The organism is Trabulsiella guamensis ATCC 49490 (assembly GCF_000734965.1).
Taxonomy (GTDB): domain Bacteria; phylum Pseudomonadota; class Gammaproteobacteria; order Enterobacterales; family Enterobacteriaceae; genus Trabulsiella; species Trabulsiella guamensis.
In genome coordinates, this window is sequence record NZ_JMTB01000085.1 from 55,742 (window position 1) to 73,371 (window position 17,630).

At 53.6% G+C, this 17,630-nt stretch carries 16 protein-coding genes; 8 read left to right on the forward strand and 8 right to left on the reverse strand.

The features are described 5' to 3' along the window. The first annotated feature begins 68 nt into the window (after positions 1–68). The gene (locus tag GTGU_RS13325; RefSeq protein ID WP_038157825.1) at positions 69–1,004 is read left to right on the forward strand and encodes a LysR family transcriptional regulator; all 936 of its coding nucleotides are present in this window, start codon (positions 69–71) and stop codon (positions 1,002–1,004) included. Here GTGU_RS13325 and GTGU_RS13330 read toward each other — a convergent pair. From GTGU_RS13330 to GTGU_RS13355, 6 genes are all read right to left on the reverse strand, one after another. Continuing rightward, complete coding sequence (locus GTGU_RS13330) at positions 991–1,683, reverse strand: aspartate/glutamate racemase (RefSeq protein WP_038157826.1); 693 nt, start codon at positions 1,681–1,683, stop codon at positions 991–993. The genes GTGU_RS13325 and GTGU_RS13330 overlap by 14 nt on opposite strands. 349 nt (positions 1,684–2,032) lie before the next feature. Continuing rightward, entirely contained in the window at positions 2,033–3,151 is a 1,119-nt protein-coding gene (gene wzz(fepE), locus GTGU_RS13335; RefSeq protein ID WP_038157828.1) for an LPS O-antigen length regulator Wzz(fepE), read from the reverse strand. A 444-nt stretch (positions 3,152–3,595) separates the two neighbouring features. Next, on the reverse strand, positions 3,596–4,357 hold the full coding sequence (gene kduD / locus GTGU_RS13340) for a 2-dehydro-3-deoxy-D-gluconate 5-dehydrogenase KduD (protein ID WP_038157830.1): 762 nt from the start codon (positions 4,355–4,357) through the stop codon (positions 3,596–3,598). Positions 4,358–4,421: 64 nt separating this feature from the next. Beyond that, positions 4,422–5,258, reverse strand: a complete 837-nt coding sequence (gene kduI, locus GTGU_RS13345; protein WP_038157832.1) for a 5-dehydro-4-deoxy-D-glucuronate isomerase — start codon at positions 5,256–5,258, stop codon at positions 4,422–4,424. A 455-nt stretch (positions 5,259–5,713) separates the two neighbouring features. Continuing rightward, a complete protein-coding gene (locus GTGU_RS13350) occupies positions 5,714–6,895 on the reverse strand; it encodes an acetyl-CoA C-acetyltransferase (RefSeq protein ID WP_038157834.1) in 1,182 nt (393 codons plus the stop codon). A 98-nt stretch (positions 6,896–6,993) separates the two neighbouring features. Then, positions 6,994–7,878 (reverse strand): LysR family transcriptional regulator, encoded by an 885-nt coding sequence (locus tag GTGU_RS13355; RefSeq protein WP_038157836.1) that lies wholly within the window; start codon positions 7,876–7,878, stop codon positions 6,994–6,996. Positions 7,879–7,985: 107 nt separating this feature from the next. Here GTGU_RS13355 and GTGU_RS13360 point away from each other — a divergent pair, with 107 nt between their 5' ends. The 3 genes from GTGU_RS13360 (at position 7,986) to GTGU_RS13370 (ending at position 10,805) form a co-directional block, all read left to right on the forward strand. Next, on the forward strand, positions 7,986–8,447 hold the full coding sequence (locus tag GTGU_RS13360) for a multidrug/biocide efflux PACE transporter (protein ID WP_038157838.1): 462 nt from the start codon (positions 7,986–7,988) through the stop codon (positions 8,445–8,447). Positions 8,448–8,581: 134 nt separating this feature from the next. Next, positions 8,582–9,811: an amino acid permease gene (locus tag GTGU_RS13365; protein ID WP_038157840.1), complete on the forward strand. Its 1,230-nt coding sequence runs from the start codon at positions 8,582–8,584 to the stop codon at positions 9,809–9,811. Positions 9,812–9,938: 127 nt separating this feature from the next. Next, on the forward strand, positions 9,939–10,805 hold the full coding sequence (locus GTGU_RS13370) for an aldo/keto reductase family oxidoreductase (RefSeq protein WP_038157841.1): 867 nt from the start codon (positions 9,939–9,941) through the stop codon (positions 10,803–10,805). A 14-nt stretch (positions 10,806–10,819) separates the two neighbouring features. Here GTGU_RS13370 and GTGU_RS13375 read toward each other — a convergent pair whose 3' ends face one another. Continuing rightward, positions 10,820–11,422, reverse strand: coding sequence for a helix-turn-helix transcriptional regulator (locus tag GTGU_RS13375; RefSeq protein WP_038157844.1), 603 nt, complete (start codon positions 11,420–11,422; stop codon positions 10,820–10,822). A 42-nt stretch (positions 11,423–11,464) separates the two neighbouring features. Next, positions 11,465–12,166 (reverse strand): flagellar brake protein, encoded by a 702-nt coding sequence (locus tag GTGU_RS13380; RefSeq protein ID WP_038157846.1) that lies wholly within the window; start codon positions 12,164–12,166, stop codon positions 11,465–11,467. Positions 12,167–12,663: 497 nt separating this feature from the next. Between GTGU_RS13380 and GTGU_RS13385 the strand changes: the two genes are divergently transcribed. Genes GTGU_RS13385 through GTGU_RS13400 form a run of 4 tightly spaced genes read left to right on the forward strand, consistent with a single transcriptional unit; the run spans position 12,664 to position 17,621 of the window. Next, a complete protein-coding gene (locus tag GTGU_RS13385; protein ID WP_038157848.1) occupies positions 12,664–13,197 on the forward strand; it encodes a fimbrial protein in 534 nt (177 codons plus the stop codon). 58 nt (positions 13,198–13,255) lie between these two features. Beyond that, a complete protein-coding gene (locus GTGU_RS13390) occupies positions 13,256–13,942 on the forward strand; it encodes a fimbrial biogenesis chaperone (protein ID WP_038157850.1) in 687 nt (228 codons plus the stop codon). Positions 13,943–13,963: 21 nt separating this feature from the next. Beyond that, entirely contained in the window at positions 13,964–16,567 is a 2,604-nt protein-coding gene (locus tag GTGU_RS13395) for a fimbria/pilus outer membrane usher protein (protein ID WP_038157852.1), read from the forward strand. A gap of 13 nt (positions 16,568–16,580) precedes the next feature. Further along, on the forward strand, positions 16,581–17,621 hold the full coding sequence (locus GTGU_RS13400) for a fimbrial protein (RefSeq protein WP_038158004.1): 1,041 nt from the start codon (positions 16,581–16,583) through the stop codon (positions 17,619–17,621). Positions 17,622–17,630 lie beyond the last annotated feature (9 nt).

Here is a 17,630-nt window from a genome sequence, read left to right on the forward strand (position 1 = left end):
ATAAAAAATATCGTTTTATCGCCAGTCTATGCAAAAATGATATGGATGATATTCCCGGAGGCATTCCCATGGCAGCGGTCAACCTGCGTCATATTGAAATTTTTCACGCGGTGATGACCGCAGGCAACCTGACCGAGGCGGCGCGTCTGCTGAATACCTCACAGCCCACTGTCAGCCGTGAGCTGGCGCGCTTTGAAAAGGTGCTGGGATTAACCCTGTTTGAGCGTTCACGAGGCCGTCTGCACCCGACGGTACAGGGGCTACGGTTGTTCGAGGAAGTGCAACGGTCGTGGTACGGGCTCGACAGGATCATCAGCGCCGCAGAAGGGCTGCGAGAATTTCGCCAGGGCGAGCTCTCCGTGGTCTGCCTGCCGGTCTTTTCGCAGTCTTTTTTACCCGCGCTGCTCCAGCCTTTTCTGGCACGTTATCCCGAGGTGAGTCTGCAGATTGTACCGCAGGAATCTCCGCTGCTGGAGGAGTGGCTTTCCGCCCAGCGCCATGATCTGGGCTTAACGGAAACCTTACAGACCCCCGCCGGAACGGAACGCACAGCGCTACTGACACTTAATGAAGTTTGTGTATTGCCGCACGATCACCCGCTGGCAGCGAAAACAGCGTTGACACCTGCGGATTTCCATGGCGAAAACTACATCAGCCTGTCGCGTACCGACAGCTATCGTCAGTTGCTGGACTCGCTGTTTACGGAACATCAGGTGAAACGAAGAATGGTAGTGGAAACGCACAGCGCGGCATCGGTGTGCTCGCTGGTGCGGGCTGGCGCCGGGATTTCAGTGGTCAACCCGATGACCGCTCTCGACTATGCCGCCAGCGGCGTGGTCGTACGTCGCTTCAGCGTGGCGGTGCCATTTACGGTAAGCCTGATTCGCCCCATTCATCGCCCGGCGTCGGCGCTGGTCGAAGCCTTTTCACAGCACTTACAGGCTCACCTGTCGTTGATTACTCAGCCGCTGGAAGCCGTGCTGAACCGTACTACGACAGCATAAACTCAACGGCATCTGCGGCATGGATTGCCGCCGTATCAAAGACCGGGACCGGACTCTGTTCCACTGGCACCAGCAAGCCAATTTCGGTGCAGCCGAAGATCACCCCTTCCGCCCCCTGCAGCGCCAGTCGCTCAATGACCTTGAGGTACATGTCACGTGATGGCTGCGTGAAACTGCCGAGGCAAAGCTCGTCAAAAATAATATGGTTGATTTGCGCACGCTCACTGGCGTCAGGGATCAGCGTTTCCACGCCGAATTCAGACTCCAGACGCCCGCGGTAAAAATCCTGTTCCATGGTGTAGCGAGTGCCAAGCAGCGCCACGCGCTTCATCCCCTGCTTTTCGATAGCCCGCCCCGTGGCGTCAGCGATATGCAAAAATGGCACGGCACAGCGGGACTCAATGGCATCGGCGACTTTGTGCATGGTATTGGTACAGAGCACAATGCCTTCTGCCCCCGCCTTTACCAGCCCCTGAGCGGCATCAGCCAGCATCTCGCCGGCTTTATCCCATTGATTACCTGACTGGCAGGCTTCAATCTCATGAAAATCAACGCTGTGTAACACAATTTTCGCCGAATGCAGTCCGCCGAGCTGCTGTTTGATGCCTTCGTTGATCAGCCGGTAATAAGGAATGGTCGATTCCCAGCTCATGCCGCCCAGTAGCCCAATTGTTTTCATCCGCAAACCTCAGAGTGTCATTTCGTTCAGTGAAACAAAATGAGGGGGGATTTTCCAGCGAATAAAATGTTGGGGCGGGATTATGGAGTTTTGAGAATATGCCAGTTCGGTGAGGGGTTCCGTTCACTCCCAGTGCATTGCTCCTCTGAAACCATACCGCTCGTGAACGTGTTAAGGGTGCGGCGACGAGCACCCTTAACACGTTCACGGGTATCGTGGTCCCAGAGAAGCAGAGCAATTGAGGTGAACGGAACCCTTCTCCATACCTTCATGTACCCTCATGTACCCTCATGTACCCTCATGTACCCTCATGTACCCTCATGCACTCAGCATGTACGCATAACAAAAATCAAACCACCTTCAGCGATGGTTCGCGCGTTTTTATCGCCTGACGCAGCAGAATACCGCCACAGGCTACCATCCCGCCGAGCAGTGCTGCGAGTAATACAACGAGCGATTTGCCCGGGCCGTCTTTTTTCACTGGCATTGACGCGGAGAGCTGGTACTTGAAGACCGGGAAGGTCACATCCTCAACGTTCAGTTTTTCCAGCTGCCCCAGCACATATTCCCGGTTACGCAGATTGCCGTTCAGCTCAGACACGTCAGCAATCGATTTTTCGATTTCCAGCTTGCGGGCAATACCATCCGCACCGAGCGACACGGAAAAATCAGGGTCATCTTTTACCGCCTGGCCATTGCTGTACACCGGCTTCGAAATGCCCGCGGCTTTTGCCACTTCCAGCGAGTAGTTCAGACGCTGAATTTTCGCTTCATGAAGATTGTTGAGTTTTGCCCGCTCAAGCTCGAGCGCTTGTTTCTCGGTTTTGGTTTTCAGCGCCAGCGCGTTGCGTACGTCATCCATCATCTGCGCGACGACCTGTTTTGCGACAAACTGGATATAACCATCGAGGATACTTTGCGCTTCCTGCGGGTCAGGAGCGGTAAAGCTCAGTGTCCAGGAACTGTAAGGCTGCGGATCATTCTTTTTATTGCTGCTGTCATCAACCGCTTTCATCTTCTCTGAAACCGCCACAATCGCCCGGTGCAGTTCCATTGGATCAACCTGTGTGTTCTCAAATTGCTCCATAATCATCGGTGTGGACTTGATGTACTCTTCCAGCAGTAACTGGGAACGGAATTTTTTGATAAACAGGCTGAACGCCTCGCCCCGGTCAAGGCTGGCGTTTACATCAAGCACCCGCAAATTAACCAGTTGCTGGCGCAGGGTATTCCATTGCGTGGATTCCGCTGGGGTAATCACCGCATTACTTGTCCACTTTTGCGGCAGCAGGAAAGAGACCAGAAGCCCGACGAAGGCGAACCCCAGGACGCACGCCACGATATGCCGCTTCGCGCTCCATAACGTCTCTATGAGACCGAGGAGATCAATCTCCCCTGTACGCGGTACTGATTGCGGATAATGTGCAAATTCTGAAACGCTGCTTGATTTGATTTCCAGTGAAGACATGACAGGCAAAAGCTCTGATTAATTCCCTTAAGATGGAAATAATATCTCATTGTAGGAATAATCTGAAACGCTTTTTAATTCAAATTTCAATGCTACAAAAATTGGTAGTTATTAAAAAGATGTGATCCTGCGTCTTAGAAAAAAGGAATGATTTTTGTTATGGAGAATCACACTTAAATATTAATTTAAATAAAATCAATCAATTATAAATTACAGGTTAATCATTTTCCATTCCGTTATCCGGTAGCGATGTGTGATTCCATGCATTCCAAAATACGATTGTCAGATAATCCCATACCCCATGTGAATATATTTTCCGTATTTGATTTAACCAAAACCAATGACATTTAGCACTACTGAGCCGTATTAATTATGCGCATTTTGGGTAAGAAAAAAGCAAAAAAACCCCCGCCATTGGCGAGGGTTGATGCGTCAGGCGAGAGGTTATCGCGCCAGCCAGCCACCATCTACTGCGATGGTATAGCCGTTGATATAGTCAGAGGCAGACGAGGCTAAGAAGACAACCGGCCCTTTCAGATCGCTCGGCAGACCCCAACGTCCGGCCGGAATACGATCAAGGATTTCCGCACTGCGCTGCTCATCGGCACGCAATTGTTGCGTGTTGTTTGTCGCCATATAACCCGGCGCAATCGCGTTAACATTGATGCCGTGCTTCGCCCACTCGTTCGCCAGCAGACGGGTCACGCCCATCACCGCGCTCTTCGAGGCTGTGTAAGACGGCACGCGGATACCGCCCTGGAAGGAGAGCATGGAGGCAATGTTAATGATTTTGCCACCTTTGCCCTGGGCGATGAACTGCTTCGCTACCGCCTGAGACATGAAGAACACCGTTTTGATGTTCAGGTTCATGACGTCGTCCCAGTCTTTTTCGCTGAAATCAATGGCGTCCGTACGACGGATCAGACCAGCGTTATTTACCAGAATGTCGACATGGCCGAATTCAGCCACCGCACGCTCCAGCAGTTCAGGTACGCGATCAATAGTGCGTAGATCGGCGGTCAGGCTCAGGAAGCGACGCCCCAGCGCGGTAACACGCTCGATGGTTTCGGTCGGCTCAACCACGTTAATCCCGACGATGTCGCAGCCCGCTTCCGCCAGACCCAGCGCCATCCCCTGGCCAAGACCGGTATCACAACCGGTCACGATGGCCACTTTTCCCTGCAGGGAGAAGTCATTCAAAATCATGTTATTCCTCACTCTTACTGCGCCTGCATTGCTCAGGCATGATTAAAGCGTATCCTGCCTGCGACTAGCGCAGATCTTTTACCGCGACGTGGTCCATATCATCAAAGACCTGATTTTCGCCTACCATCCCCCAGATGAAGGTGTAAGCGCGGGTGCCCACACCGGAATGGATTGACCAGCTCGGGGAAATCACCGCCTGCTCGTTGTGCATCACGATGTGACGCGTCTCCTGCGGCTGCCCCATCATGTGGAATACGCAGGCGTCATCGTCCATGTTGAAGTACAGATACACTTCCATGCGGCGTTCGTGGGTATGGCAGGGCATGGTGTTCCACAGGTTGCCCGGCTCAAGTACCGTCAGGCCCATGCTGAGCTGGCAGGTTTCCAGCACGTCCGGCACGAAATATTTGTTGATGGTGCGACGGTTGCTGGTGAGATTGTCGCCAAGCGTGACGGGCGCGACATCTGCCGGCGTCACTTTTTTGGTGGGATAGGTCATGTGCGCCGGCGCGCAGTTGTAGTAAAACTTCGCGGGTTTTGCGCGATCAACGCTGGCGAATACCACTTCTTTGGCGCCTTTGCCGACGTACAGCGCATCGCGATGGCTGATCTCGTAGCACTTGCCGTCAACGGTAATGGTGCCCGGGCCGCCGATATTGATCACGCCCAGCTCGCGGCGCTCAAGGAAATAACTGACGCCTAATTGCTTACCGACTTCGCCGCCGACAGAGACGGTTTTGCTGACCGGCATAATCCCACCGACGATGATACGGTCGATGTGGCTGTAAACCATAGTGTATTCATCTGCGACAAATACTTTCTCAACTAAAAACTCATCGCGCAGCCCCTGAGTATCAAGCGTTTTTGCATGCGCACTATGGATGCTTTGTCTGACGTCCACGTTCACCTCCAGAAAAGTGTTTTGTGATCGGGTAAGCGGAGTAAAACAGGGTTCCGCTTTGGATATGTCGCCATCCTACCTCTCCTGAAATGGGTTTTCAATTATAAATAAAACATCGTTTCAATTTTAACGAGAGAGATTGTCAGAAATGCTGTACTGATCACGCCACCGCATTGCGCCACGAAATTAAAATCATAAAATACAATCTGTTAGAATATCTTTGAAAAAAAGCAGCAGGAGAGAGAAAGGGGGTTAGAAAACAAAGACGGGACGCAGAACGCGATGAATTACTGGCAGTTTGTCAGTAATTTGCGCAGGGCATCACACAAAATGAAACGGCGTTTTGATAACTTTTCGGCTGATTGCCTCCGTTGGGTACATTGCGGAGAAATCGTTGAGTATGTGTTTCTGTAACTGGCCTTGCCCTCCCTGTGGAGGGCTTTTTTTTCAGGAAGTTATTCGCGTTCAACCGCCAGCGCCACACCCTGACCGCCGCCGATACATAATGTGGCGAGACCTTTATGTGCATCCCGTTTCACCATTTCATGCACCAGCGACACCAGAATACGACAGCCGGAAGCGCCAATCGGGTGGCCCAGCGCAATGGCGCCGCCGTTCACATTCACCCGCCGTTCGTCCCATTCCAGTATTCTGCCGACGGAGATCGCCTGTGCCGCGAAGGCTTCGTTAGCTTCGATCAGATCGACATCATTGAGGTGCCAGCCTGCGCGTTCGAGGCAGCGGCGGGTGGCATGGACGGGGGCAATACCCATCAGGGCGGGATCAACACCGACGCTGGCAAACGCGCGAATACGCGCCAGCACCGGCAGGTTCAGTTCCTGTGCTTTGCTTTCGCTCATCATCAGCACCGCAGCGGCGCCGTCATTAATCGAAGAGGCATTGCCCGCCGTTACCGAACCACATTGTTCGAAGGCCGGTAACAGCCGCGCCAGCCCTTCAGCGCTGGCATCGGTTTGCGGCTGTTCGTCGGTATCCACCACCCGTGGCGCGCCACGTTCTGGTGTGATGACCACAGGCACGATCTCATCACGAAAACGGCCGGAGTCGATCGCCTGTCTGGCTTTTTGTTGCGAACTGAGGGCCCAGGCATCCTGGAGCTCGCGGCTGATACCATATTCGCGGGCGAGGTTTTCCGCCGTGACACCCATGTGATAATCATTGAACGCATCCCACAGGCCGTCATGCACCAGGCTGTCGATAAGCTGGCTGTTGCCCAGTCGTGCGCCGGTCCGGCTGTCGGTGAGAACATGTGGCGCGCGGCTCATATTCTCCTGCCCGCCAGCGATAACCACATCTGCCTCACCACACTGAATCGCCTGTGTCGCCAGATGTAACGCTTTCAGCCCGGAACCGCAGACGTCGTTGATGGTGATAGCAGAAACCGTATTGGGCAGGCCGCCTTTAATTGCAGACTGGCGCGCAGGGTTCTGCCCGGTACCGGCCGTCAGGACCTGTCCCAGGATCACTTCATCGATGGTCGAGGGGGCGATTCCGGTACGCTCAACCAGCGCTTTTACTACCACGCTGCCCAGTTCTACCGCAGAATGGCGCGATAGCGCGCCCTGAAAACAGCCGATGGGCGTTCGCAGCGCACCGACGATAACGACATCTTTCATCTCTACCTCAGCGCAAAAAACCTCCATCATAGTAGATGATTGTTATCAACTATTTTCGCAATTGTTTAAAAAAAGTGAGATTTATCACATGTCATCGCTCAGTCTGCCACAGGGGCTGGTGGTAACTGCTGAAAATAGTCCCGCAACCAACTGCCTGCCGCGCCCGGCGGCGACTTCTTGTTCCATAGCAGATCGACCGAAACCGCCCGCGGCCAGCCGGTGACATTCAACATGGTCAGGTTTTTGGTGGTATTAAACTCTTCCACCAGCGCACAAGGTAACGCGCACCAGCCAAAACCCTGCTCCGCCATACTCAGCAGCATCAGGTAGTTAGGCGCAGACCATACCGGACCGCGCGCAGGCTGTGGATTATCTTCGAGGTAGGTATTCAGGCGCAGTTCACGCCAGGTATGCAGCTCGTCCCACTCGACGCGGGGTTTTCCCGCCAGCGGGTGCGACGGCGCGACATAAATAGCCATCCGGGACTGCACCGGCACCCGCGATACAGCGATATCAGTGGGATAGTGCCCGCGCGCTTCAATAAGCCCGATATGCGCCCGTCCCTTTTCCAGCAGATCGATAACATCCGCATCTTCGCCCACCAGACATTCAAACTCAATGTGCGGAAAACGCTGGTCAAACTGCGACAACAGATCCGCCAGGACGGCAGGGTGCAGCGTATCCGAGAGCACAAAGGTGAGCCGCACTTCAGTTTCCCCGGACAGCGACACCGCCAGTTCATCCAGCCGGTTGCTGGCGGTGAGGATCGCCTGCACGTAACTCAGCACCTGTCGCCCCTGCCCGGTCAGCACGGGCTGGCGGGAAGAACGGTCAAACAACAAAACGCCGAGATCCGCCTCAAGATGGGCGATGGCCGTGCTGATGGTCGACTGACTTTTTCGTAGCCGACGGGCTGCCGCAGAGAACGATCCGCACGATACGGTTTCGACAAACGCAGTGAGAGCTTCCGGTGAGTAGCGCATAATCTATCTATTTTCTCGATGGAATCTATCTTTTAATTATCATATTTATCAATGAAAATCATCTCCGCCAGCGTACCATTCATTTTGAAATAATGAGGTTTAACACTATGCAACATGATGCTCTGCACAGCAGAACGTTACTGGAGCGAATCTTCCATGCCGTTTGCTTTGAAGGCATTGCGACGGCAATTCTGGCCCCCACCGCCGCCTGGCTGATGCAGCGTTCAGTGGTGGAAATGGGTGGACTGAGTATTCTCCTCGCCACCCTTGCGATGGTCTGGAACATTATTTATAACGCCGCTTTTGACAAACTGTGGCCTGTGATCCGCGTCGTGCGTACCACACGGGTTCGTGCGTTGCACGCGCTGGGCTTCGAATGCGGATTTATTATTATCGGCGTGAGCGTGGTGGCGCTGGTGCTCGGCGTGTCTCTGGTACAGGCGTTTATGCTGGAGATGGGTTTCTTCCTGTTCTTCCTGCCCTATACCATGCTGTACAACTGGATCTACGACGCGCTGCGTCTGCGAGTGATTAAACATCGCCAGAGGCGTATCCCCGTTCAGAATTAAGCGGTTAGAGGATCGGCAACGCCCGTTGCCGATCCTCTGCATGCGCTTTATACAAAACTATCCGCCCATTCACACCGTCAATTATGGTAAATTGCACTCCGTTTTTTTGGTTTGATGGTTGATACGTTCGAATAATGTCTAAATTTTGGTCTAAAGAAGAGACGCTCTGGAGTTTTGCCTTATATGGCACTGCTGTGGGCGCAGGCACGCTTTTCCTGCCCATTCAACTTGGTTCCGCCGGAAGCCTTGTCCTGCTGATTACCGCACTCGTCGCCTGGCCGCTGACGTACTGGCCGCACCGTGCGCTGTGTCAGTTTATTCTCGCCTCAAACACGCCCGTCAATGCCGGGATCACCGGTGCGGTGAGCCACTACTACGGTAAAAAGATCGGCAGTCTGATCACTGCGCTCTATTTCATCGCCTTTTTCGTGGTGGTGCTGATCTACGCTGTCGCTATCACTAACTCGCTCACCGAACAACTGGCCAAACATCAGCCGGTCACGACCACTGTGCGGGTGATGGTGAGCGCAGGCGTCGTGCTGGTGCTGAATCTGATCTTCCTGATGGGACGTCACATTACACTGAAAGTGATGGGCTTTCTGGTGTTTCCCCTGATTTCATATTTTCTCTTCCTGTCGATCTGGCTGACCGGCAGCTGGCAACCGACACTGCTGGCGGGCCAGATGGCGTTTAACACACACACGCTGCACCAGGTCTGGATTTCGATTCCCGTGATGGTTTTTGCTTTTAGCCATACGCCCATTATTTCCACTTTCGCTATCGACCGGCGGGAAAAATATGGCGATCAGGCCATGGGTAAATGCAAAAAGATCATGAAGGTGGCGTACCTGATCATCTGTCTGAGCGTGCTTTTCTTTGTGGTGAGCTGTCTGCTGTCGATTCCGGTGAACTACATCGAGTCGGCGAAACAGGAAGGCGTCACGATCCTTTCCGCACTGTCGATGATGCCAGACGCCCCCGGCTGGCTGGCGCTGTCGGGGATTATCGTGGCGGTGGTCGCCATGTCGAAATCGTTTCTCGGCACCTACTTTGGCGTGATTGAAGGTGCCAGCGAAATCGTCAAAACGTCGCTTAATCAGCTTGGCGTGCATAAAAGCCGCGCCTTTAACCGCGCGGTTTCTGTCCTGCTGGTTTCAGGGATCACTTTCGTGGTGTGCTGCATCAATCCGAACGCTATTTCGATGATTTACGCTATCAGCGGGCCGCTTATCGCCATGATTCTGTTTATTATGCCGACGCTTTCTACCTATCTGATCCCATCGCTGAAGCCTTACCGCTCCATAGGCAGCCTGATTACGCTTATCGTCGGCATTCTCTGCGTGTCGGTGATGTTCTTCGGCTAATGTCCGTCGTGGCGGTCTCCTGCCGCCACACACATCTTCGGTTACACTCCCTGATACCCACTCCTGCCGTCGGCGCGTTACACTGTCTGCCAGCCGTCTGTCGGTTCACATCCTGAGAGGAGTTACCATGTCGAGCGTGAAAAAATCCGGTACGTATATTTTGGGCGATCGTGAAGTGTATCGCCTGGGCTATGGCGCAATGCAGCTGGCAGGGCCTGGCGTATTTGGTCCGCCGAAAGATCCGGAAGTGGCGGTGAAAGTGTTACAGGCGGCAGTGGACGCCGGTGTTAACCATATCGATACCTCTGACTTTTATGGTCCACATGTCACCAACCAGTTGATTCGCAAGGCACTGCATCCTTATCCGGCGTCGCTGTGCATCGTCACCAAGGTCAGCGCGCGTCGTAATGAGAAAGGCGACTGGATCCCCGCCATGTCACCGGCCGAATTGACCCAGGCCGTGGAAGATAACCTGCGCAATCTGGGTTTAGAAGCACTGGAAGTGGTGAATCTGCGCAGTATGCTTGATGTGCATGGCCCGGCGGAAGGGCCGCTGGAAGAGCCGCTTGATACGCTGATCACGCTGAAGAAACGCGGGCTGATTCGCCATATCGGGCTCAGCAACGTGACGGCAAAACAGGTGGCGGATGCGCAGAAAATGACGCCTGTCGCCTGCGTGCAGAACTTCTACAACGTCGCGAATCGTCAGGACGACGCGTTGATTGATGCGCTGGCTGCGCAGAATATCCCGTACGTGCCGTTCTTCCCGCTCGGCGGCTTTACGCCGTTGCAGTCCGGGGAGCTGAATGAGGTGGCAGAAAAGCTTGGCGCAACCCCGATGCAGGTAGCGCTGGCGTGGCTGTTGCAGCGTTCGCCGAACATCCTGCTGATTCCGGGGACGTCATCGCTGGGGCATTTGCAGGAAAACCTGGCGGCGGCGGATCTTCAGTTGCCGGCGTGGGCATTAACCGCGCTGGAAAACATCAAACCGTAAACTCAAATGGGCGCTCAACTGGCGAGCGCCAGAAACCCGTTCAGGTTTTTATAGAGCTGCGCGCTGTTGCGAAAGCCGAGCTTGCGGATAGCGCTCATCTTGTGGCCCTGAGCGGTTTTATAGTTAATCTCCAGCTGTTGCGAGGCCCGGTGAATGTCCGCGTCCTGCAGCAGTAACCGCAGAATGCTTTTTTCCATTTGCGTGAGGCGCCCACGCTCTGTCGCGGGGGCGCTACCGTGCGGTCGGTGCTGATTCACCACCAGTTGCAGCAGTGTGTCATGCAGTTGAACCATGCGAACGTTATCCGCAACGATCAGAAAATGATCCAATGACAACAGTTCCGGCACCAGTGTTTCATGCTGGCGCTTAAGCAGCAGTGCGACCTGCTTTTCAGCAAAACCATCAACATGCTTATTCAGCCAGAGGATCTTTTCGGTAGGCGTATAATCGCTACCCAGAAGATTAATAAACAACGGTGCTGTTGGGTAAACCCATAACGCAAATGGCAACTCGGTCATGGAACGGACAAATACCGGTTCGAGGCCAGAATCGGCAATCGCAGACTGGAGACCGGCACCGGTAAAATCCATGGCACTCCAGACAATAATCTGTTTCATCAATACCATTTCTAACAACAGCGGAAACCACCGCGTCGGAGACTACAATCGTCGCAGACGCTTCTCTTCAAGGAGTAATTTAACGATGATATTGTCCAGCTTGCGCAGCGTATTCTCGTTCATACGCTTAAACTGACATGAGAGATGAATATAAAATCGCTCATTCTCATCGTCGGCTATTTCTTTTATGCGTTTCACGTTAATGACGTGGAGATCGGAAATCAGCGTTCCGACATCACCGAAATCAAAGGCGGCATTACGTAATGTGCTACCGCACAATGAGGCGACGCGCTCGTCGTTTTCTACAATAAGCGCGCAACCGCCGTGGGAAATATCCTTAACGATATAGTGGTATTTAAGGCCATCATTAAACCTGCCACTACAGTAAAACTGATGTTTATTGGCCAGAAACAGACGTAAATGTTTTCGCCGCTGAGTGACATTGACTTCCCCGGGAAACGCAACATATAAGCAATTGACGCCCTTGCTGGTTATCGCTTTCGCTTTACCGGTTTTAAAATCGTATTTGGCGTTATAATCCTGAATCGTAAAACTTAGCGTGCGTCCCTCTTTGATTAGCTCTTCACTCCACGGGATAAAAAAACCGGCAGAGTCTAACCGCAGAATGCGCGTGGCAATGATGCGCGCCTTCGCGCGGACATCAACACGGCTGCCTTTTTTGACAGATTCACGCAATATCGCAATGATTTCAAACAGACCCTGTTTAACCCAGGCATCATCCATTTTGTCATTATCCTTTCGATACAAGTATCAGGCACTACTCGTCTGTTCGTGTCATGGAACAAAAAATGAGACAATTAAAGATGTCAAAAAATAAAGAAAATAACTTCCGCAGGGGAAATAAAATAATCGGCGAGCGGCAAACAGGCGTCACTTATTAGTTAATGGCGGCATAGTAGCAGAAAAAGTCTGCCACCATGATTGCTTGTGCCTATCGATCAAGTAACTACGATTGATTTCAATATATTAATAATAATGCGACTGATTATTCTTTCCCGCCATGTCGCAAAATAATCTGCAAATAAATGCCGTGAATATGCATAAAGTAAAAAATCAGCTTTCATGCCAGGCACAAATCAATAACAGAATCCATTGTATCGGACTATTAATTCTCAATAATCAAGTCACCAAAACAATCAATCTAAGAAAATTCTTAATGTAAATTCCTCCCGCCCAATCAGTCCTTCCGGACATTTTCTAAACCAGTACATGGAGTCAAAATGAATAAGATTTTGCTGCCCGCTGCTGCGCTGATCCTGTCAGCAACAGCCATCAACGCCTATGCAGCCAATGGTAAGGTTGAATTCACCGGTGAAATCGTGAAATCCACCTGTAACGTGGTTTCTGGCGATCAGGATAAACAAGTTTTCATCGGTAAATACCCGACCACCGCCTTTACTAACGTGGGCGACGTGACAGCATCCAAAGCCTTCACTATCAGTCTGGAAAAATGCGAACAGGGCGATTACTCCCTGCGTTTTGACGGCCAGACCGTAGCAGGCAACCCGAATCTACTGTCTGTCGATCAGGCGAAAGGCGTGGGTATCGAGATCCTCGACAACAACGAGAAAATCATTCCAATCAACCAGAGTGCTGGCAGCGACACCGCCTGGGTCACTATCACTCCGTCTGCACAGGACGCCAGCGACGGCACCGCGACCTTTAACCTCAAAGCGCGCTACAAATCTTTCGACAAAGTCGTCGAAGCGGGCACCGCAAACGCCAACGCCAACTTTACCATCGAATACAGATAAGCCACGGACCTGTGAATTCGGACCAGGGATGGTCTGCGCCTTAAACGGGATTGAGTCAATGAAAAAGCAACTGGCATCATTATTATTTCTTGTGTCTTTACAGGCCCCGGCAGGTATTCAGGTCGATGAAACCCGGGTGATTTATAACGGTAATGAAAAATCGGCAGCCTTGTCTATCCACAATGACACGGACGAAACCTGGATGGTGCAAACCTGGCTTGATACCGGCGATGCCAGCAAAACGCCGAATAATTTACCGATGCAAGTGGTTCCCCCCATTCTGAAACTGGCGGGTAATAAAGACGCTATTTTGCGCTTTATCTATTCCGGCAGTGGATTACCCACCGACCGCGAAAGCGTTTACTGGATTAATGTTCAGGAAATTCCGCCGTCGGCAAAACAAGAAAACGTGCTGCAAATTGCCGTCAGAACCCGCGTTAAGCTGTTTTATCGCCCGGCGTCCATTAATACCACGCTGCTGAAAGAGGCACAGTCGCTGCGCTGGCAGAAGCAGGGAAATACACTACGCGTGACCAACAATGGTCCGCTGCATGTGACATTCGGCGTGGTGACGCTGAAAGGTAATGGCAACAAAACCTGGAAAGTGGATGCGGATATGGTCAAGCCAAACGACACGCTGAGTATTCCGCTGCCTGCGGGCGCCATCGCGGCAACCAGCCTGTCGTTCACCTTTATCAACGACTACGGCGGTCATACCGACGTTAAAGACGCACGCATTCAATAATTCAGCTTAGGGATGAACTCAATGGCACGCGCTCAAAAAATGGCGACGTCACCACGACGTCTGGCTTTCCGCATTCGTTGTACGCTGTATGTTTCAGCGATGCCATTGCTGGTGACGCCCTTTTCTTACGCGGAAGAACAGTTCAATACCTCGTTTATTCACGGTGAAGATAACGTCGCGCTGGTGAAAGATCTGGCCAATGGCGATGATATTTTGCCGGGGCGCTATCCGTTCGATATCTATATCAACAGAAAACGCGTCGATCACCGTGAGATTGAATTCAAAAAGCGTCAGCCAGATATGCCGGGGACGTTTTGCCTGAGCACGGAAGATTATCGCGAATATGGCATTTTGCTGCCGGCTACCGCAGGCAGCAATGCCTGCTATGACCTCGTTAAAGAGATCCCAGGTAGTTCGCTCAGCTGGAATGCCGGTCTGCAGGAGCTGGATATTTCCGTTCCGCAAACCCATATGGAGCCGCGCCCGCAAGGGGCAATCTCGCCGCGCATGTATGACGACGGCATTAACGCCGCGTATGTGAATTACACTTTCAGCGGCGATCACAGCCGGTATACCGACGGCGGTAGCACCCGCCAGGGCGACTACGCGTTTCTCTCTCTGAACAATGGCGCAAACCTTGGCGCATGGCGTTTTCGCAATAACTCGACGCTCTCTAAACAACCGGGGCAAAACGAAGAGTGGCGCTCCGTCTCCAGTTGGGCGGAAACGGACATTGTGCCGTGGCGCAGCCGTCTGCAGATTGGCCAGAGCAATACCGGCAATGACGTCTTCGACAGTTTTCAGTTCCGTGGCGTACAGATCGCCAGTATTCCCGAAATGCTGCCGGACAGCCTGCGTGGCTATGCCCCGGTGGTGCGCGGCGTGGCGAACACCAACGCGCGGGTCGAAGTGCGCCAGAACGGTTACACGGTGTACAGCACCATGGTGCCGCCCGGCCCGTTTGCCCTCACAGATATCTATCCGAGCACGCTGAGCGGCGACCTGGCGGTGACCGTGATCGAAGCGGACGGCGCGCGCCACAGCTTTTCTGTACCCTATTCGTCGGTACCGAACATGCTGCGCGAAGGGATTTGGGAGTATCAGCTCACGGCCGGGAAATACCACGACGGTACCAGCCGTTATCAGCCGCAATTTGTACAGGGTACCTTCTCTCATGGTATGCGTTACGATCTGACGCCGTATGGCGGCCTGCTCTTCGCCGAACATTATCGCTCCGGCGTGCTCGGTGTCGGCACCAACCTCGGCGTACTGGGCGCGGCCTCGGTGGATGCTGCCTGGTCAGATACCGATCTGGCCTCTGGCGACAGCAAGCGTGGCGCGAGTTTCCGGTTCCTTTACGCCAAAGCGCTGAACGAGCTGGGAACCGAATTCCAGCTTGCCGGATACCGTTATTCCACCTCCGGCTATTATGACTTTTCGGACGCCATTGCCGAACGCGCGAGCTGGGCCAACGGTTTCTACCGCACCCAGTATTACGATCAGGATAACAACCCGAACGGCCTGCCCGACTGGGCAAACCAACAGCGCAAGTATTACGACACACAGCGTTATAACAACAAGCGCCAGCGCATTCAGCTCTCAGTGAACCAGCATATCGCCGGCGCGTCTCTGTACACCATTCTGAGCCGTCAGAACTACTGGGGTACTTCGGCCTATGACCGTACCGTACAGACCGGCTTCAGCAGCACCTGGAACCGCGTCAGCTACAGTGTGTTTTACCAGAACAGCCGCAGCAACTACGGCTACAGCGACAACAGCGTGAACGTGAATCTGTCGATTCCGTTCAGCGTCTTTGACCATAACCGCGACATGACGCTGAGCGCCAACGCCACCCACAGCAAACAGAGCGGTGACGGTTACAGTACTGGCCTGAGCGGCACACTGCTGGATGACAACCGCATGAATTACTTCCTCCAGACCGGGCATACGCAGCACAGCGGCGACACCAGCCTCGTAAACCTCGGTTATCAGGGCAGCGCGGGCAATATCGACGTCGGGCACAGCTACAACTCACGTTATCAGCAAACTTCGTTGAACATGGCGGGCGGTGTGGTGATGCACGCCGGTGGCGTCACTCTGTCGCAACCGCTGCAGAACACCTTTGTGCTGGTGGAAGCCAAAAACGCACAGGGCGTGCGACTGGAGAATCAGCCGGGCGCCGCCATCGACCACTTCGGTTACGCCGTGCAAACCTCCGCGATGCCGTACCGCCACAACCGCGTCGCGTTGCGCACCTCGGACATCGGCAACGGCCTCGACATTCCGCTGGCGACGAAGGATATCGTCCCTACCCAGCGTGCGATCGGCAAAGTGGTGTTTGAAACTCATACCGGCCAGAGCCTGCTTATTCACAGCACGCTGGATAACGGCGAATCGCCAATGATTGGCGCGACCATTTTCAACGCTCAGGGCAGCAACATCGGCATCGTCGGTACGCAGGGGAAAGCGTACGTCTCCGGCGTCGACAGCGGCGAGAAACTGCGGATGAAATGGGGCGATAACGTCGGGCAGTCCTGCCTGATGACCGTGCCACCGCTACCGCCAGTGGATACAAATAAACCGGGTGGTTATCAGGAAGTCACCCTCACCTGCGGCACAAAATAAAGGAACCTCGATGATGCGATTCACGCAAAAAATCTCCCGGGCAGGGCTTATCCTGTTAACCCTGCTCGCCGCCTCTCTGCCGCTGAAAAGCTTTGCGCTCTCCTGCAAAGAAGCGGGGACTAACAGCATCAGGCAGGTCATTACGCTGGACAAGCCGATTGTCGTGTCCACTTCCAGTCTGGCGGCGGGGTCATTGCTGTGGCGCTCGCAGACGTTCTCGTCCACGTTTAGGTGCGAGGACACCGACGGCTATCCAAAAGGCGAAGATGCTTACCTGTACTGGGATCCCACCACGCAGATGCAGTCGATCCATAAATCGCTGGAAGTGGGTGTGACCTACCATAGCGTTGATTATAAACCGTCACCGTCCTCGAAAACGCTGGTCGGCCCGGGCACCACCTGCCGCCCTGACGGCCGTGGCGGCTGTCGCTCACCGGCACAGTCTCAGACGGTGACGGTGGAGTATTCGGTCTACATTAAAGCCACCGGTCAGCAGCCACCGCAGAACGGACAGATCACCGATAACTCGCAGTATGCGCTGTTTCAGGTCGATGGCATCGGTGGGCTTAATAACCGTCCCAACAGCAACTTCCGCGCTTACATCGCCGGACTGGGCAATATCCGTTTTATCTCCTGCAACCCGCAGGTGACTGTGGTTGCCAACAACGGCACAGTGGTGAATTTCGGTAAGATCCCGGCGCGCAACGCAGTGACGGGGAAAATCGAAAAACAGGTGCCGTTCTCGGTGCAGGCAAACCTGACCGGCGCGGGTCAGGATTGTCAGGGACAGACGCTGATGGCAAGTTTCAGCACCACCTACCCGACGCAGGACACCACCACCATTCTGCCGACCACCAACAGCGGTTTCGGGATTTTGATTTCACCGGCGGATAACCCCACCCGTTGGATCCCGCTGAAAACGCCGGTACCGCTGGGTTACGTCAATGGCAGCGTGATGAGCACCAACTTTCTGGCCAGTCTGAAATGGCTGAGCGCAACACCGAAAGAAGGGGTGTTTAACGCCTCTGCCAACATCGATGTGACGTTCAAATAACCGGGAGCG

What these genes read in the sequence shown, in the direction of transcription:
- GTGU_RS13325 (WP_038157825.1), top strand. Translation starts at nt 69, where the DNA reads ATGGCAGCGGTCAACCTGCGTCATATTGAAATTTTTCACGCGGTGATG.
- GTGU_RS13330 (WP_038157826.1), bottom strand. Translation starts at nt 1,683, where the DNA reads ATGAAAACAATTGGGCTACTGGGCGGCATGAGCTGGGAATCGACCATT.
- kduD (WP_038157830.1), bottom strand. Translation starts at nt 4,357, where the DNA reads ATGATTTTGAATGACTTCTCCCTGCAGGGAAAAGTGGCCATCGTGACC.
- GTGU_RS13350 (WP_038157834.1), bottom strand. Translation starts at nt 6,895, where the DNA reads ATGAAAGATGTCGTTATCGTCGGTGCGCTGCGAACGCCCATCGGCTGT.
- GTGU_RS13355 (WP_038157836.1), bottom strand. Translation starts at nt 7,878, where the DNA reads ATGCGCTACTCACCGGAAGCTCTCACTGCGTTTGTCGAAACCGTATCG.
- GTGU_RS13360 (WP_038157838.1), top strand. Translation starts at nt 7,986, where the DNA reads ATGCAACATGATGCTCTGCACAGCAGAACGTTACTGGAGCGAATCTTC.
- GTGU_RS13365 (WP_038157840.1), top strand. Translation starts at nt 8,582, where the DNA reads ATGTCTAAATTTTGGTCTAAAGAAGAGACGCTCTGGAGTTTTGCCTTA.
- GTGU_RS13370 (WP_038157841.1), top strand. Translation starts at nt 9,939, where the DNA reads ATGTCGAGCGTGAAAAAATCCGGTACGTATATTTTGGGCGATCGTGAA.
- GTGU_RS13375 (WP_038157844.1), bottom strand. Translation starts at nt 11,422, where the DNA reads ATGAAACAGATTATTGTCTGGAGTGCCATGGATTTTACCGGTGCCGGT.
- GTGU_RS13380 (WP_038157846.1), bottom strand. Translation starts at nt 12,166, where the DNA reads ATGGATGATGCCTGGGTTAAACAGGGTCTGTTTGAAATCATTGCGATA.
- GTGU_RS13385 (WP_038157848.1), top strand. Translation starts at nt 12,664, where the DNA reads ATGAATAAGATTTTGCTGCCCGCTGCTGCGCTGATCCTGTCAGCAACA.
- GTGU_RS13390 (WP_038157850.1), top strand. Translation starts at nt 13,256, where the DNA reads ATGAAAAAGCAACTGGCATCATTATTATTTCTTGTGTCTTTACAGGCC.
- GTGU_RS13395 (WP_038157852.1), top strand. Translation starts at nt 13,964, where the DNA reads ATGGCACGCGCTCAAAAAATGGCGACGTCACCACGACGTCTGGCTTTC.
- GTGU_RS13400 (WP_038158004.1), top strand. Translation starts at nt 16,581, where the DNA reads ATGCGATTCACGCAAAAAATCTCCCGGGCAGGGCTTATCCTGTTAACC.